The 15,798-nt window shown below is 54.0% G+C and carries 15 protein-coding genes; 6 read left to right on the top strand and 9 right to left on the bottom strand.

What is annotated here, in order from left to right; genetic code table 11:
- Positions 1-22: 22 nt before the first annotated feature.
- Positions 23-1,171, top strand: coding sequence for a glycerate 3-kinase (gene glxK, locus ACLD11_RS17400; RefSeq protein ID WP_411015181.1), 1,149 nt, complete (start codon positions 23-25; stop codon positions 1,169-1,171).
- A gap of 79 nt (positions 1,172-1,250) precedes the next feature.
- On the opposite strand, the gene allE is transcribed toward glxK, so the two are convergent.
- Genes allE through allD form a run of 3 tightly spaced genes read right to left on the bottom strand, consistent with a single transcriptional unit; the run spans position 1,251 to position 4,353 of the window.
- Complete coding sequence (gene allE, locus ACLD11_RS17395) at positions 1,251-2,036, bottom strand: (S)-ureidoglycine aminohydrolase (protein ID WP_411015160.1); 786 nt, start codon at positions 2,034-2,036, stop codon at positions 1,251-1,253.
- A gap of 10 nt (positions 2,037-2,046) precedes the next feature.
- Complete coding sequence (gene allC / locus ACLD11_RS17390) at positions 2,047-3,282, bottom strand: allantoate deiminase (RefSeq protein ID WP_183059519.1); 1,236 nt, start codon at positions 3,280-3,282, stop codon at positions 2,047-2,049.
- A 21-nt stretch (positions 3,283-3,303) separates the two neighbouring features.
- Positions 3,304-4,353, bottom strand: a complete 1,050-nt coding sequence (gene allD / locus ACLD11_RS17385; RefSeq protein ID WP_411012162.1) for an ureidoglycolate dehydrogenase AllD — start codon at positions 4,351-4,353, stop codon at positions 3,304-3,306.
- 315 nt (positions 4,354-4,668) lie between these two features.
- On the opposite strand from allD, the gene ACLD11_RS17380 reads away from it, so the two are divergent.
- The 4 genes from ACLD11_RS17380 to ACLD11_RS17365 are packed head-to-tail and all read left to right on the top strand — an operon-like array spanning position 4,669 to position 9,320.
- On the top strand, positions 4,669-6,333 hold the full coding sequence (locus ACLD11_RS17380; RefSeq protein WP_411015159.1) for an acyl-CoA synthetase FdrA: 1,665 nt from the start codon (positions 4,669-4,671) through the stop codon (positions 6,331-6,333).
- 9 nt (positions 6,334-6,342) lie between these two features.
- Positions 6,343-7,602: a DUF1116 domain-containing protein gene (locus ACLD11_RS17375; protein ID WP_000495330.1), complete on the top strand. Its 1,260-nt coding sequence runs from the start codon at positions 6,343-6,345 to the stop codon at positions 7,600-7,602.
- 11 nt (positions 7,603-7,613) lie between these two features.
- Positions 7,614-8,423, top strand: coding sequence for a DUF2877 domain-containing protein (locus ACLD11_RS17370; protein WP_183059517.1), 810 nt, complete (start codon positions 7,614-7,616; stop codon positions 8,421-8,423).
- 3 nt (positions 8,424-8,426) lie between these two features.
- Positions 8,427-9,320 (top strand): carbamate kinase, encoded by an 894-nt coding sequence (locus tag ACLD11_RS17365; protein WP_000855337.1) that lies wholly within the window; start codon positions 8,427-8,429, stop codon positions 9,318-9,320.
- 40 nt (positions 9,321-9,360) lie between these two features.
- Here ACLD11_RS17365 and purK read toward each other — a convergent pair whose 3' ends face one another.
- The 4 genes from purK to ppiB all read right to left on the bottom strand — a co-directional run bounded on the left by purK (position 9,361) and on the right by ppiB (position 12,271).
- On the bottom strand, positions 9,361-10,428 hold the full coding sequence (gene purK / locus ACLD11_RS17360) for a 5-(carboxyamino)imidazole ribonucleotide synthase (protein ID WP_000815601.1): 1,068 nt from the start codon (positions 10,426-10,428) through the stop codon (positions 9,361-9,363).
- Positions 10,425-10,934, bottom strand: coding sequence for a 5-(carboxyamino)imidazole ribonucleotide mutase (purE, locus tag ACLD11_RS17355; RefSeq protein WP_000098736.1), 510 nt, complete (start codon positions 10,932-10,934; stop codon positions 10,425-10,427). The genes purK and purE overlap by 4 nt, the downstream gene beginning before the upstream one ends.
- A gap of 117 nt (positions 10,935-11,051) precedes the next feature.
- Entirely contained in the window at positions 11,052-11,774 is a 723-nt protein-coding gene (gene lpxH, locus ACLD11_RS17350) for a UDP-2,3-diacylglucosamine diphosphatase (protein WP_411012160.1), read from the bottom strand.
- 2 nt (positions 11,775-11,776) lie between these two features.
- The gene (gene ppiB, locus ACLD11_RS17345) at positions 11,777-12,271 is read right to left on the bottom strand and encodes a peptidylprolyl isomerase B (protein ID WP_000255991.1); all 495 of its coding nucleotides are present in this window, start codon (positions 12,269-12,271) and stop codon (positions 11,777-11,779) included.
- Positions 12,272-12,443: 172 nt separating this feature from the next.
- Here ppiB and cysS point away from each other — a divergent pair, with 172 nt between their 5' ends.
- Positions 12,444-13,829, top strand: coding sequence for a cysteine--tRNA ligase (cysS, locus tag ACLD11_RS17340; RefSeq protein ID WP_411012159.1), 1,386 nt, complete (start codon positions 12,444-12,446; stop codon positions 13,827-13,829).
- 109 nt (positions 13,830-13,938) lie between these two features.
- Here cysS and ybcJ read toward each other — a convergent pair whose 3' ends face one another.
- Together ybcJ and folD are read right to left on the bottom strand one after the other, a co-directional pair.
- Complete coding sequence (ybcJ, locus tag ACLD11_RS17335; RefSeq protein WP_183059514.1) at positions 13,939-14,151, bottom strand: ribosome-associated protein YbcJ; 213 nt, start codon at positions 14,149-14,151, stop codon at positions 13,939-13,941.
- Position 14,152: 1 nt separating this feature from the next.
- Positions 14,153-15,019 carry a bifunctional methylenetetrahydrofolate dehydrogenase/methenyltetrahydrofolate cyclohydrolase FolD gene (gene folD, locus ACLD11_RS17330; RefSeq protein WP_000729165.1) on the bottom strand — a complete coding sequence of 289 codons (867 nt, stop codon included), beginning with the start codon at positions 15,017-15,019 and terminating at the stop codon, positions 14,153-14,155.
- Positions 15,020-15,798 lie beyond the last annotated feature (779 nt).

The raw sequence follows: 15,798 nt of genomic DNA, 5'->3' as shown, positions 1-15,798 counted from the left end.
CGTGAGAAAACAAGGAGACATGATGAAGATTGTAATTGCGCCAGATTCATTTAAAGAGAGCTTAAGCGCTGATAAATGCTGTCAGGCTATTAAAGCGGGATTTTCAACCGTATTTCCTGATGCGCGCTATGTCTGTTTACCGATCGCCGATGGTGGAGAAGGAACCGTGGACGCGATGGTGGCTGCGACCGGCGGGAAACGGGTTTCTGTGGACGTTAGCGGGCCGATGGGGGAAAAAGTAAACGGATTTTATGGCCTGACCAGCGACGGCAAAACGGCGATTATTGAAATGGCGGCGGCGAGCGGATTGATGCTGGTGGCGCCAGAGGCGCGTAATCCGCTGCTGGCATCCAGTTTCGGCACCGGCGAATTGATTCGTCACGCCCTGGACGCGGGGATTCGCCATATTATTCTGGGTATCGGCGGCAGCGCCACGGTGGATGGCGGAATGGGAGTAGCGCAGGCGCTCGGTGTGCGTTTTCTGGACGCGCAGGGAACGCCGCTTGGCGCCGGAGGGGGCAATTTATCGCGCCTGGCGAGCATTGACCTGCAGGGGTGCGATCCGCGAATTTCAGAGTGTCGTATTGAGGTTGCCTGTGATGTTGATAACCCGTTGGTGGGGCCACGCGGCGCGGCGGCGGTATTCGGTCCGCAGAAAGGGGCAACGCCTGAAATGGTCGAGACGCTGGAAAATGGATTGCGTAATTATGCCCGTGTCTTACATGCCCTGACCGGACGCGACATGTCTCAAATACCGGGCGGTGGCGCGGCCGGAGGAATGGGGATTGCCGCTATCGTCTTTCTGGAAGCGGAAATGAAGCCCGGTATTGAGATTGTTATGCAGGCGGTGAAGCTGGAGGAGGCGGTAAAAGAGGCCTCGCTGGTGATTACCGGAGAAGGACGAATCGACTCGCAAACGGCGGGAGGAAAAGCGCCGATAGGCGTCGCGTCAGTGGCGAAACGACATCACGTCCCGGTTATCGGCATTGCCGGCGTACTGGGCGACGGCGTGGAAGTGGTCCATCGCCACGGTATTGATGCGGTATTCAGTATTTTGCCGCGGCTGGCGCCTTTGCCGGAAGTTCTGGCGAACGGTGAACAAAATCTCTACCACAGCGCCTGTAATATTGCCCGCGTCATCAAACTTGGCCAGAATATCGGGACTCGTTAAGCATAAAAAAAGCCACGGTTCTCACCGTGGCAAAATCCAACATAGCTAAATTAAAAATAATCAGGAGGGCTGCCCGCCGTTAAATCATAACGTCGCGGTTACAGTCTTTGGAGTAGATGTAGCTGAATGCTTCGCCACGACCTACACCGTATCCGGCCTGCAGGGAATAAGCGCCCATGAAAATGTAGTCGCCTTTTTTCACCGGCACCCAGTTGTTGTCGAGGTTATAAACTCCCTGGCCGGAAAGGATATAAGCGCCATGTTCCTGGACGTGGGTTTCAATATAGCCGTGGCTGGCGCCCGGTTCGAACGACAGAATATGCATATTCATATCGAAGCCCAGCTCTTTAGGCAGGAAATCCAGCAGAATAACATCTTCCATGCCTTCATAATGAATACGCTCCAGCTGGCTGGCATTGCCGGAAACCAACCACGGGGCATGACCCTCGACAGGAATATAGCGGCGTTTATATAAAAATAGCTGGCTGTCTTCCGTTTGAGCGTTGCTAAAGGTCATCATCTCGCCCGGTGGACAATAGAGGTATCCGCCCTGGGTTAAAGAGAATGTTTTTCCTTCTACTTTAGCTTCAATATTTCCCGCAATGACATAGAGAAAAGTTTCAATCCCCTCGCCGCCAAAGCCCTGCTGGTTGCCGCCATTCTGATGTAAGGTGACCAGATAATCGACGAAAGAAGCACCCAGCTTCGGCGTCGAAAGGATGGTGACGTCACAGTTTTCAAAGCCGGGAATAATATTTTTCACCAGACCGTCCGGCGTTAAGAGCGCATAGTTACCGTGTTTCACAATGGCGCGGTTCGCCAGTAAATCATCGCGGTAACCCGTGACGTTATTCAGATATCCCATTGATGGCTCCTTATTTTTGCCAGGCAAGTTGATGAAGCATTAATGCCAGAGTTTTGACCCCTTCAGCAAGGTCATTAATGTTGGTACGTTCCGCCGGGTTATGGCTGATACCATTAATGCTGGGGACGAAAATCATACAGGTAGGGACGCGCGGCGCGAAAATTTGCGCGTCATGACCTGCGCCGCTATGCATTATGCGATAGTTCAGTTGTTCGGTTTCACACAGCCTGGTGAGGGCCGCGACCAGTTCGGCGTTCATCGGCACCGGCGCTTCGTCCATCCACAAATCGATATCGATGCTGACATCCATTTCATCGCAGATGGCGCGCATATCGTTTTCCAACTGTTCGGTAAATTCGCGAAGTACCGCGGCGTCCGTATGCCGGCAATCGATTGTAAATGTGGTTTTTCCAGGGACAACATTGACCGTATTCGGCTGCGGCTCAACTTTGCCGAACGTTAATACCAGGGGATCGCCATGCTGTTTGGCTTTTTCAATGGACTGACTGCAAATACGACTGAAGGCATGCACCGTATCGCGACGATAGCCCATTGGCGTTGTGCCTGCATGGTTGGACTCACCGTTGAGCGCCACCGTGTAGCGACGTTGCCCGACGATGGCGTTGACAACGCCAATCGACTGTCCGTTGCTCTCCAGAACGCAGCCTTGCTCAATATGCAATTCAACAAAGGCGTGGATATCGGTTCGCGCAGCGAGCGGCGCGGCGGGAAGGGTAAATCCGCACGCCTGCATAGCGTCGACAAAGCCTGTGCCTTTGGCGTCCTGGATATGGCGTACCTCTTCAGGATTCGCCAGGCCAAAAATGTTCTTGCTGCCCCAAAAAACGTAAGGGAAACGGCTGCCTTCTTCCTCAGCCATTGATACTACCTCGACGGTGCGCAGCGGCGCGCCGTAGGTCGCTTTTAGCCAGTCGAGCGCCAGCCAGGCGGCAAGCGCGCCGAATTGCCCGTCCAGATTGCCGCCGTTGACGACCGTATCAATATGCGAACCGCTTAAAATCACCTGCTCCGGAAATTGTGTGCCGCAAAGGCGGCCATATAAATTTCCGACGTCATCAAAGCGTGTTTCCAGACCGCTTTCTGCCATTCGCTTTTTAAACTGCTGCTGTGTTTCCAGCCACTCAGGCGAATAAAGTAAACGCGTCATTCCACCCGTAGGATCGGCTCCAATGGAGGAGAGCCAGGGCAATGTTTCTTCTATCGCGTGGCGAAAATGCTTTATCATAGAAAATTCCTGTTTCAATAATTATTGGGCAAAGGGATTTTTTGTTTCGTATGACTTGAGATAGAGGGCATCGGAAATCAGATATTGATAAATATCATCAACAATATCGATACCATTCATATCGGCATTTTTCTGTTTAATATCCTGATCCTGTCCAGGATAATAAACCTGTTTAAAACCGGGGGCGGGCTTCACGGAATTGAGTTCCTGCATGGTCTGACTAATATGTTTGCGGAATAATTCACAGGAAGAAAAGAACGCCGGATTAATGACCAGATGAAGTTGTCCTAAATTGCGTCCGGCGTGTAAATCTTCATACATCGAACTGACCTGGCGGCCAAACGGCAGCCCCAGCAGAATACCGGACAGAATATCGATCATCATCATCAGGCCGTAACCTTTCGGGCCTGCGGCGGGTAATAACGCATTGACGGCAAAAGGATCATGTGTCGGCGCGCCGTTTTTATCGACGGCCCAACTCTCCGGAATGGACTCATTGCGGGACCGTGCATCGAGGACTTTTCCCCAGGCCTGCACGGTGGTGGCCATATCAAAGGTAATGATGTCCTCGCCTTCGCCCGGCGCGGCAAAGGCCAGCGGATTAGTGCCATAGTAAATATCCGCCCCGCCAAACGGCACGACCATAGGATCGGACTGACAGATAGACAGACCAATCAGGCCTTCGCGAGCAGCCTGGCGGACGAAATAAGAGATGGCGCCGCTATGGCCCATTCTGCTAATGCCGACAACCGCGACGCCATTTTTTTTGGCTATTTCAATAGCATGCTCCATTCCCATTTTGGCTGCGACCTGCCCGGCAGCATTATCGGCATGCAGTATCGCCGTACAGGGACCGGTATTCTCAATGCGGAACGTCGGCTCTCGGTTGGTGCCGCCTTTTGAAATTCGTTCGGCATAATATTCAACGCGTACGGCGCCATGTGAGTGAATACCTCTGGCATCTGCATAAACCAGTACGTCGGCGACGATGGCGGCGTGCTCACGTTTTAGTCCAGCTTTATAAAGCTTATTTTCGATAAGCTGATGGAGTGTTTCCCGACTGATTTTCATCTGTCTTCCTTTTTAACGACGGTGTGAAGCATGACTGCGATTAACATACCGGGAAAATAAAATGATTATGTGATCCAGACAGGCAAAAAAATATAATTAGAATTTATTTGATAATCAGGCGGGTTTTATCTTTTTGCTTAAATAAAAAGCTTTTTTAGAAAATCATAACTAATCCTTTAGCCGTTGTTTGAATTCTTTTGTTAATAAACTTGATGTGACGTTAATCACTCTATTTACCCTCCCGGATATATACCGTGAAGCGCACATTAACACTGCTCGTGCAATTGCAATGGGTGCAATTATTAAGGAGTTGTTATGATCCACGCCTTTATTAAAAAAGGGTGTTTTCAGGACTCTGTTAGCTTAATGATTATTTCTCGAAAGCTGAGTGAGTCCGAAAATGTTGATGATGTATCGGTAATGATGGGAACGCCTGCGAATAAGTCGCTGCTGGAAACTACCGGTTTCTGGCATGACGATTTTCATGGCGCTACGCCCAATGACATTTGCGTGGCGATTCGTACCGAAGCGGTAGATGACGGCATTACGCAAGTGATTGTGCAACAGCTCGAAGAAGCATTGCAGCAGTTGGCGCAGGGAAGCAGCGGCAGCCAGTCGTTAATTCAGGTCAGACGCTGGGAAAGCGCCTGTCAGAAACTGCCAGAGGCGAATCTGGCGCTGGTGTCGGTGGCCGGCGAATATGCGACGGAACTGGCGGAGCAGGCGCTGGATCGTTCGTTGAACGTGATGATCTTCTCCGATAATGTCACGCTGGACGATGAAATCAGACTAAAACGCCGGGCGCGTGATAAAGGACTGCTGGTCATGGGGCCGGATTGCGGCACCGCTATGATCGCCAACACGCCGCTGGCTTTCGCTAACGTCATGCCAGAGGGCAACATCGGGGTGATTGGCGCTTCCGGCACCGGTATTCAGGAGCTCTGTTCACAGATTGCGCTGGCGGGGGAAGGGATTACCCATGCCATCGGGCTTGGCGGACGCGATTTGAGCGCCGAGGTCGGCGGGATCAGCGCGCTAACGGCACTGGAGATACTCAGCGCGGATGAAAAGAGCCAGGTGCTGGCCTTTGTCTCCAAACCGCCTGCCGATGCGGTTCGTCAGCATATTATCGCGGCGATGAAAGCCACCGGGAAACCCGTTGTAGCGCTGTTCTTAGGGTTTTCCTCCCCCGTTGCGCGTGAGGAAAACGTCTGGTTTGCCTCGACGCTGGATGAAGCTGCCCGGCTGGCATGTTTATTGTCTCGCGTGACGTCGCAGCGTAAAGAAATGGTTTCAACAGGCGGCGTGATTCGTGGTCTCTATACTGGCGGAACGCTGGCGGCGGAAGCAGCGGGGCTGCTGGCCGGCTATCTGGGCGTCGCGACGGATACGGAACATCACCATGGCATGATGCTTGACGCTGACGGCCACCAGATTATCGATCTGGGCGATGACTTTTATACCGTTGGGCGACCACATCCGATGATCGACCCGGCGTTACGTAATCAGCTTATCGCCGGACTTGGCGCACAGCCGCAGGTACGCGTGTTATTAGTGGACGTCGTTATTGGTTTTGGCGCGACCGCCGATCCCGCCGCATCGCTGATTCAGGCCTGGCAGAAGGCATGTGCCGCACGCGCCGGCGACCAGCCGCTGTTCGCCATCGCAACCGTCACCGGAACGGAACGCGATCCTCAGTGCCGCTCGCAACAAATCGCCGCGCTCGAAGATGCCGGCATCACGGTAGTGGATTCTCTTCCCGAAGCCACTCTGTTGGCCGCGGAACTGATTCGACCCACTCTCTCTTCCACTCATCCATCAGCTCCCCGGTTACTGGAAGCGGTGGCGGTGATTAATGCCGGGTTACGTAGCTTCGCGCTGGATTTACAGGCTGCCGGTATGCCCGTGGTGCACTACCAGTGGGCACCTGTCGCTGGCGGTAATAAAAAACTGGCTCGTCTGTTAGAACGTTTGCAATAAGGGGTTCCCATGTTTACATCAGTGGCGCAAGCCAACGCTGCAGTCATCGAACAAATTCGTCGCGCACGTCCGCACTGGCTGGATGTGAAGCCAGCTTCTTCATTAATTAGCGTGCTCAATCAGGGGAAAACGCTTCTTCATGCCGGGCCGCCGATGCGCTGGCAAGAGATGACCGGCCCGATGAAAGGTGCCTGTATCGGCGCGTGCCTGTTTGAAGGATGGGCCAAAGATGAAATGAGCGCGCTCGCGCTGTTAGAGCAGGGAAAGGTCAACTTTATTCCCTGCCATCACGTTAACGCTGTGGGGCCGATGGGCGGTATTACCTCAGCCAGTATGCCGATGCTGGTCGTGGAAAATATCACCGATGGCAATCGCGCGTACTGCAATCTCAACGAAGGGATCGGCAAAGTGATGCGTTTCGGCGCCTATGGCGAGGATGTTCAGCAACGTTTGCGCTGGATGCGTGATGTGCTGATGCCGGTATTAAGCGCAGCGCTGGGACGTCTGGAGCGGGGCCTCGACCTGACCGCAATGATGGCGCAGGGCATTACGATGGGAGATGAATTCCACCAGCGCAATATCGCCTCTTCCGCATTGCTGATGCGCACGTTGGCGCCGCATATCGCCCGTCTGGAACACGATAAGCAGCAGATAGCGGAAGTGATGGATTTTCTGAGCGTCACCGATCAATTCTTCCTTAATCTGGCGATGGCCTACTGTAAAGCCGCCATGGACGCGGGCGCGCAGATTCGCGCCGGCAGTATTGTGACGGCGATGACCCGTAATGGCGATATGTTTGGTATTCGGGTTAGCGGTCTGGGCGACCGTTGGTTCACCGCGCCTGTTAATACGCCACAGGGGCTATTTTTTACCGGTTTTTCGCAGGATCAGGCCAACCCAGACATGGGCGACAGCGCCATTACTGAAACGTTTGGTATTGGCGGCGCAGCGATGATTGCCGCGCCTGGCGTAACGCGTTTTGTCGGTGCCGGGGGAATGGAAGCGGCGAAATCTGTTTCTGAAGAGATGGCTGAAATTTATCTCGAACGCAACATGCAGCTACAAATCCCCGGCTGGGATTTTCAGGGGGCCTGTCTGGGACTGGATATCCGCCGCGTGGTCGAGACCGGAATTACGCCGCTGATTAACACGGGTATCGCGCATAAAGAGGCGGGGATTGGCCAGATTGGCGCGGGAACCGTCCGTGCACCGCTGGCCTGTTTCGAGCAGGCGCTGGAAGCGCTGGCGGAAAGCATGGGCGTAAGTTAAGAGAGCGTCTCATGAAATGTATCCATCCTCTTATGGCAAGCCGACAATCGGCGGATTATCGGCAACCCTGGCAGATGTCAGGGGTATGGCGTCGCTCTATTAATTTTGTGGCGAAAAGCGGTGAGTTATTAACGCTTCACCGTCGGGGGAGCGGCTTCAGTCCGGGAGGGTGGATACTGCGCGGCGGCGATTTTGACGCATTGCGCGATGTGCTCACCGATGGCGAAAAACCGCAGTCAACCGCTGCCGGTATTCAGATTGGCGAGTTTCTTTTATGCGAGCCGGAGAGGCGCTGTTCGCTGCGGGTTCCACGCTATCTTGCGTCGCCGCGTCTTAACGCGACGTACATGCAGCGTAGTGAGGAGACGGGGCTGTTTGGGCCGTTAACCGTCGCCGCAGCCCAGCCTCTATGTCCGGAACTTCGCCAGTTTTGTCACTGCTTTCAGTCGGCGCTTGCAGGTGCTGCGACTGACTGGCGGCTATGGCTGGGTAAAGGGCCGGGCTTAACGCCCAGTCATGACGACACGCTGACGGGAATGTTGCTGGCGGCCTGGTATTTTGGCGCCATAGATGAACGCGCCGGGCGTAATTTTTTTGCCCAATCCGGCAGCCTTGATCAGGCGACGACGCTCGTGAGCGTTAGCTATTTACGCTATGCGGCTATGGGTTATTTCGCGTCGCCTTTACTCCACTTTATTCATGCGCTGCGACGAGATGCTCGCACAGAAACGGCGATTGACGGACTGCTGGCGCTGGGGCACACCTCTGGCGCGGATACGCTGCTGGGGTTCTGGCTTGGACAACAAATAGTAAAAGGATAGGGAATGAAAACGTTGGTAGTTGCTCTTGGCGGCAACGCATTATTGCAGCGCGGAGAAGCGCTAACGGCAGAGAATCAATATCGCAATATTGCCGACGCGGTGCCTGCGCTGGCGAGACTTGCCCGCTCGTATCGGCTGGCGATAGTACATGGCAACGGCCCCCAGGTCGGCCTGTTGGCTTTACAGAACCTTGCCTGGAAAGCCGTTGAGCCTTATCCGCTGGATGTGCTGGTAGCGGAAAGTCAGGGAATGATCGGCTATATGCTGGCGCAGCGTCTGGCGCTTGAACCCGATATGCCGCCGGTGACTGCGGTATTAACGCGGATAAAGGTATCGGCGGACGATCCTGCTTTTCTTGAACCGGAAAAGTTTATCGGTCCCGTTTATTCGCCAGAAGAGCAAATGGCGCTGGAAGCGACTTATGGCTGGCATATGAAACGTGATGGAAAATATCTGCGCCGTGTCGTTGCTTCCCCGGCGCCGCGTCAGATTATCGAAAGCGCCGCTATTGAGTTATTGCTAAAAGAGGGCCATGTGGTGATTTGCAGCGGCGGTGGCGGGGTACCTGTTGCCGGTGAGGGCGAAGGGGTCGAGGCGGTGATAGATAAAGACCTGGCGGCGGCATTGCTGGCGGAGCAGATAGCGGCTGATGGTTTGATCATTTTGACGGATGCGGATGCGGTGTATGAACATTGGGGAACGCCGCAGCAGCGCGCTATTCGTCAGGCTTCGCCCGATGAGCTGGCGCCGTTTGCCAAAGCCGATGGCGCGATGGGGCCGAAGGTGACCGCGGTAAGCGGGTATGTGAAGCGGTGCGGAAAGCCGGCATGGATTGGCGCGCTGTCGCGTATTGACGATACCCTGGCGGGCAGAGCGGGAACCTGCATCTGTCTGTGATCGCGACGGGCGGCGACAGAGAATGCGCCGCCCACGCTGTTTATTTAAGCTTACTTTGCGCCCAGATAATGCCGCTGGCGTATTCGCCCGGCAGGAGCGGAGAGAGCGCTTCCAGGGTGGCGCTAAGACGTGACGTATCGCTGTCGGTCAGATTCAGATGGCCGACTTTTCGCCCCGGACGTACCGCTTTATCATACCAGTGCAGATGTACCAGCGGCAGCTTCAGCCAGTCGTAATTCAGCTCGCTGCCGATCAGGTTGATCATCACCGACGGGGCGTTAATCACCGGCGCGGGCAACGGCAGGCCGGTAATCGCGCGCAAATGCAATTCAAACTGACTGATGCTGGCGCCATTTTGCGTCCAGTGTCCGCTGTTATGCACGCGCGGTGCCAGTTCATTGATTAACAAGCCTTCCGGCGTGATAAAACATTCCATCGCCATTACGCCGACGTAGTTCAGCGCCTGCATAATTGCTGACAGCATCGATTCCGCCTGCTCCTGCTGTTCGGCGTTCGCCTGTGGGAACGCGACGCTGGTCCGCAAGATGCCGTCCTGATGCAAATTGTGCGTCAGCGGGTAAAACACGGTACTGCCGTCATGAGCGCGCGCGCCGACTAACGACACTTCGCCGGAAAAATGGATACCGCGCTCAACAATACATTCGCCATAGCAGTCATCCGGCAGTTGCCCGGTTTCGTCCGCGCGTAGACGCCACTGCCCGCGACCGTCGTAGCCGCCAACGCGACGCTTAATAATCGCCAGTTCGCCCAGACGGTCAAAGATGCCGGACCACTCGTCGGCGCTGGTCAGCAGTTGCCACGGCGCGGTCGCGAGTCCCAGTTTATCGAAAAGCTGTTTTTGTGTCAGACGGTCGGCGATGATCGGAAATACATCGCGATTGACGAAGGCTGGGTGGCGCGCCAGCTCGCGGGTAAGCGCGGTTTCCGGCCAGCGCTCAATCTCTGCGGTAATGACGCTCTGCTGTACCGGCACGGCGGTAGGCTCTGCATCCAGACCAACCGGCCAGACGGCGATACCCAGCGGTTCGCCCGCCTGGCGCAGCATTCGGCCCAGTTGTCCGTTGCCGAGAACGCAAACTTGCTTCATAGCGTCCCCCGCGGATCGGGATTTTCCAGAACTTCATCGGTTTGCGCTTTGCGCCAGTCGGCGATGCGCTGATGCAGTTCCGCGTCGTGTTGCGCCAGAATCTGCGCTGCCAGCAGGGCGGCGTTAGCCGCACCGGCTTTACCGATCGCCAGCGTACCCACCGGAATGCCGCGCGGCATCTGCACAATGGAGTAAAGGCTATCCACGCCGCTTAGCGCAGCGCTTTGTACCGGCACGCCGAGCACCGGGACCAGCGTTTTTGCCGCAATCATTCCCGGCAGGTGTGCCGCGCCGCCCGCGCCGGCAATAATCACTTGATATCCGTTCTCTTCCGCCGTTTCGGCGAAGCTGAACAGCTTATCGGGGGTGCGATGAGCGGAAACCACTTCTACATGGTGCGGGACATCCAGAATTTCAAAAATTTCGGCGGCGAATTGCATGGTAGCCCAGTCGCTTTTGGACCCCATCACGATGGCGACACGCGCCGGATTATTGCGGGAAGACATGCGTCTTAAAACTCCTGTGGTGCGGGACACGCTGCTTTTGAGGTGTCAAAGAATAGCATGATAATCAGGCAAGGAAAACGGTTGCGTGTGCGCCGTAACGGACGATTCGACGAACATTTACAGGGGGAAGGCGATTAACTCAACGTTGTCCGGCGTGACTTTTACCATTGAACCTTCATGATGCCATGCGCCTAACACCACGCGGAACTCGGGCTGGTCGTTGACGGAAAGTTCATGCACTGCCGGGCGGTGGGTGTGACCGTGAACCAGCCACTGTACGCGGTGTTTTTCCATTTCGGCGACGACGGTCTGCGCATTGACGTCCATAATATCCAGCGATTTGCTGCTGTTGGCGGCTTTACTGCCGGCGCGCATTCTGGCGGCGATACGGCGGCGGATAAACAGCGGCAGGGTAAGGAACAGTCGTTGAACCCACGGATTATGGACTTTGGCGCGAAACGCCTGATAACCGGCATCATCGGTACAAAGCGTATCGCCGTGCATAATCAACACGTTGCGGCCATACAGGTCGAGCACCTTTTCCTGCGGCAGTAGAATCATGCCGCTTTCGCGGGCAAAGCGTTTGCCAATCAGGAAGTCGCGATTACCATGAATAAAGAAGCAGGGAACGCCAACATTCACCACCGCTTTGATGGCGGCGGCTATCTCACGATGTAGCGGGTTGGGGTCGTCGTCGCCAATCCAGGCTTCGAAGAGATCGCCAAGAATATACAGCGCGTCGGCCTGACGGGCTTCTACATCTAAAAAACGCAGAAAACCGGCGACGATCGCCGGTTCTTCCGTTTGCAGATGCAAGTCTGCAATAAACAGTGTCGCCACGATTACTCGCTGACGGTCACGTTTTCAATGATGACGTCTTCTTTTGGTACGTCCTGGTGCATACCGCTACGGCCAGTGGCGACGCCTTTGATTTTATCTACCACGTCCATACCTTCTACGACTTCCGCAAAGACGCAGTAGCCCCAGCCCTGTAGACTTTCGCCGGAGAAGTTCAGGAAGTCGTTGTCTGCCACGTTGATGAAGAATTGCGCGGTAGCCGAGTGTGGTGCCTGAGTACGCGCCATTGCCAGCGTACCACGGGTATTTTTCAGACCATTGTTGGCTTCGTTTTTGATCGCCTCTTTGGTGGCTTTCTGTTTCATGCCCGGCTCAAAGCCGCCGCCCTGAATCATAAAACCGTTAATTACACGGTGGAAAATGGTGTTGTTGTAAAAACCTTCGCGGCAGTAGTCCAGGAAGTTTTTAACTGTTTCAGGCGCTTTATCATCAAAGGTTTTGATTACGATATCGCCGTGATTAGTGTGGAAAGTAACCATTTTTGCATCCTGTTCCAAGAGAGTGGTGCTTTAGCCCGCAATAGGGCACATATAGGGGCTTGTTATAGCATAACCGTAAGCTGCGATCACCTTGCAAAGTGTGCTGCTTCAAGGTTGAATTATGAGTATTATACACACCTAATTACCCACACACGTCTATACGGAATCTTCGATGTTAAAAATTTTTAATACACTGACGCGCCAAAAAGAGGAATTCAAACCCATTCATGCCGGGGAAGTCGGCATGTACGTGTGTGGTATCACCGTTTACGATCTCTGCCACATTGGCCACGGACGCACGTTTGTCGCTTTTGACGTTGTCGCGCGCTATTTGCGTTTTCTCGGTTATAAGCTGAAGTATGTGCGTAACATTACCGATATCGACGATAAAATTATTAAACGCGCCAATGAAAACGGCGAAAGTTTTGTCGCGCTGGTCGACAGAATGATTGCGGAAATGCATCAGGACTTCGACGCGCTGAATATTCTGCGTCCGGACAGCGAGCCGCGTGCGACGCACCATATTCAGGAAATTATCGAGCTCACCCGCACCTTAATCGAGAAAGGGCACGCCTATGTGGCGGATAACGGCGATGTGATGTTCGATGTACCGACCGATCCGACTTATGGGCAGCTTTCCCGTCAGGATCTTGAGCAGCTTCAGGCGGGCGCGCGCGTAGATGTCGTTGACGTGAAGCGTAACCCGATGGACTTCGTGCTGTGGAAAATGTCGAAAGAGGGCGAGCCGAGCTGGCCGTCGCCGTGGGGCGAAGGGCGTCCGGGTTGGCACATTGAATGTTCGGCAATGAACTGCAAGCAGTTGGGCCACCATTTTGATATTCACGGCGGCGGTTCCGATCTGATGTTCCCGCACCATGAAAACGAGATTGCCCAGTCTACCTGCGCGCATGACGGCGAATACGTCAACTACTGGATGCACTCCGGTATGGTGATGGTGGATCGCGAGAAGATGTCCAAATCGCTGGGCAACTTCTTTACCGTGCGCGACGTGCTGAAATACTACGATGCGGAAACCGTGCGCTACTTCCTGATGTCCGGGCATTACCGTAGCCAACTGAACTACAGCGAAGAGAACCTCAAGCAGGCGCGCGCCTCGCTGGAGCGGTTATACACCGCATTGCGTGGAACGGATAAATCAGCGGCCCCGGCGGGCGGCGAGGCCTTTGAAGCGCGTTTCGTGGAGGCGATGAATGACGATTTCAATACGCCGGAAGCCTATTCCGTCCTGTTTGATATGGCGCGTGAAGTCAACCGTCTGAAGGGCGAAGATATGACCGCCGCGAATGCGATGGCGTCTCATCTGCGGAAGATTTCCGGCGTGCTGGGACTGCTGGAGCAGGAGCCGGATGTTTTCCTGCAAAGCGGCGCGCAGGCGGATGACGGTGAAGTCGCGGAAATTGAAGCCTTGATTCAACAGCGTCTGGATGCCCGTAAAGCGAAAGACTGGGCGGCGGCGGACGCGGCGCGCGATCGTCTCGCTGAAATGGGTATTATTCTGGAAGATGGCCCGCAGGGCACCACCTGGCGGCGTAAGTAATAGCCGTATTGCCGGAGGGTGACGCAAGGCGACTCATCCGGCCTGCCGTTCATTGTATAGTAGGCCGGATAAGGCATGAGCCGCCATCCGGCGCATTCACCGACGCAACTCAGTCGGTGACATTTACGCTTTGACCGGCATAACTTACCGTTTGCCCGGCCACGATTTTGCAGCGTTTACGCGTTTCAGCCGCGCCATCAACCTTCACCAACCCGTCGGCAATGGCGATTTTCGCCTGCGCGCCGCTTTCGCTCCAGCCTTCCAGCTTGAGCAGATCGCACAGCTCGACGTGCGGGTGCTTGCCTAAAGAGAATGTCGACATGTTATTTTCCTTGTGGATCGTGATATTCAATGCACGCCTGCAGCGTGTTTTCGATAAGCGTGGCGACCGTCATCGGGCCGACGCCGCCCGGTACTGGCGTGATGTATGACGCGCGCGCTGCGGCTTCGTCAAACACGACGTCGCCAACGACTTTGCCATTTTCCAGACGGTTAATACCGACATCAATCACAATTGCGCCTTCTTTAATCCATTCGCCGGGAATAAAGCCCGGTTTACCTACGGCGACAATGAGCAAATCAGCATGCTCGACATGGTGACGCAGATCTTTGGTAAAGCGGTGCGTAACGGTAGTCGTACAGCCAGCCAGTAGCAGCTCCATGCTCATCGGGCGTCCAACGATATTGGACGCGCCAATGACCACCGCATTCAGGCCGTAGGTATCAATGTTGTAACGCTCAAGCAGGGTCACAATACCGCGGGGCGTACAGGGACGCAGGCGCGGCGCACGCTGGCACAGACGACCGACATTATAAGGATGAAAACCGTCTACGTCTTTATCTGGCGCGATACGCTCCAGCACTTTAACGTTGTCGATACCTGCCGGTAAAGGCAACTGCACCAGAATACCGTCGATCGTGTTATCTGCATTCAGAGTATCGATAAGCGCCAGCAGTTCGGCTTCGCTGGTGGTTTCTGGCAGGTCATAGGAGCGGGAGACGAACCCCACTTCGTCGCACGCTTTACGTTTGCTTGCGACATAAATCTGTGAGGCCGGATTGCTGCCGACCAGCACCACAGCCAGGCCGGGAGCGCGAAGACCTGCTGCGACGCGTGCCTGAACTTTTTGAGCAACCTCAGATCGCACCTGCTGCGCAATCGTTTTACCGTCAATAATCTTTGCTGCCATCAGAGAGAAGATTCCATCTGTTACTTCAAGTCAAAGGGGATAACGCTATTTTGTCAGAAGCGGGCCTCGCTGTCAGTTAACGTTTGTGTTTCCGATGCAAACGCGACGTCTCCCCCGTCTGTTGACGATACTGAGACGTGACCAGTAAGCGCGCCATGATGAACCAAAAAGAAACAATTCATCACCCTGGTTATGGTTACCGTAATCCCTCGTCGTTAATAGCATCAGGCGGCATAATGCGATATTTTATACAAAATAAGATTAGACCCTTATTATATCCCAATAAGAATTAGCTTGGGTCATTAAAAGAGTTTGCGGCTATTTTTTATTTAGCGAAATGTTTAATTTATTACCGTGACGAAATGTCATATTCGCCAGGATTAATTACTGCGTCTGATACTCAGGGGAGAAACAGAAAACTAATTAATCTGCGATATCTATCTTTACAGGATGAAGAGATAACTTTTCTGACATGTTATGTCGATAATAATTCAAACGGAGCCGACAGGATGCCGAAACCGGGTGTGTGTAATTCAAGGGAAATCCATGAAACATAAATTAATGACCTCTACTATTAACAATATAGATTATACCTGTTCTGATTTCTCGGAAAAGTCTAGCGAAATGTGAATTATGGGTAGCGGATAGGATGTTCTGTGACGTTATAGAGAATTCGTTCATGGTTGGGTTATTTTCTTTAGAGTTAATGTTGGGTGGTTTATACCCTTCATACTTCAAGTTGCTTATGTGTTGGCTACGGATTACTCGGCCCATCCATG

Source organism: Salmonella sp. 741265116_PST, from assembly GCF_046567715.1.
Lineage (GTDB): Bacteria > Pseudomonadota > Gammaproteobacteria > Enterobacterales > Enterobacteriaceae > Salmonella > Salmonella enterica.
The sequence above is the reverse complement of the archived record's forward strand: the minus strand, read 5'-3'. Positions and strand labels throughout refer to the sequence as shown.